Annotated in this window: 1 protein-coding gene; it reads left to right on the top strand. The window is 59.6% G+C overall.

Features of this window, described 5'->3' with window-relative positions:
* Positions 1–13: 13 nt before the first annotated feature.
* Positions 14–856, top strand: an 843-nt coding sequence (locus tag NJ4_RS24850; RefSeq protein WP_157551352.1) for a phytanoyl-CoA dioxygenase family protein, incomplete at its 3' end; no start/stop codon positions are given.

Here is an 856-nt window from a genome sequence, read left to right as displayed (position 1 = left end):
AAAGGTGTTTGTGATGGGTGAGGTGTCGTCGGTCGAGGACCGTGATGTGGTGCGTGGGCGTGTGGTGGATGAGTTGGTGGAGCCTTATGCGCTGTCGCAGGAGAAGGTGTCGAGTTTTCAGTCGGATGGGTGGGTGCATCTGCCGGGGTTGTTGTCGGCGGAGCAGGCTGGTGCCATCTATGAGGGTTTGAAGTCGTTTGGTGACCTCGAGGTCGGTGCTGATGAGGAGTGGTTGACGACTGCTGAGTATCAGCAGGTGTTGCGGATGCAGGATGGGATGGCGTGGAAGGATGAGTTCTTTCATGGTGTGGCGACGTCGCGGAGGTTTGCGGACACGGCGTTGAAGTTGATGGGTGCGGTGGAGGCCAAGTTCATTTTGGACATGGCGTTCATCAAGCCGGCGGAGAAGGGTCTGCCTACTGCGTTTCACCAGGATTGGCCGTACTGGCCTTTTGATCGTCAGGGTGCGTTGACGATTTGGGTGGCGTTGGTGGATCTTCCGGTGGAGTCGGGGACGCTTCAGTTCTTGGAGGGTTCGCATCGGGCGGGTCCGTTGGGTCAGTACAACCGGGTGGCTGGCGATGACATTCGTCTGGATTACCCGTCGCTGGAGTCGGACTTCCCGCGGGTGGGTGGTGCGGCGTTGAAGGCTGGTGATGCGACGGTGCACATGGACATGACGGTGCATGGTGCTGGTCCGAATGAGACGGATCGGGAGCGTGCGGCGTACACGGCTCGGTATCTGACGACGAGTGCGCGGTTCACCGGGATTCCGCATCGTCACTTCGATTCGTTCGGGATGTCGTCTGGTGATGAGTTCGGCAAGGTTGATGCCTTCCCGACCGTCCGCCTGGAG

The organism is Nocardioides jensenii JCM 1364 = NBRC 14755, assembly GCF_001552535.1.
Classification (GTDB): domain Bacteria; phylum Actinomycetota; class Actinomycetes; order Propionibacteriales; family Nocardioidaceae; genus Nocardioides; species Nocardioides jensenii.
The sequence above is the reverse complement of the archived record's forward strand: the minus strand, read 5'-3'. Positions and strand labels throughout refer to the sequence as shown.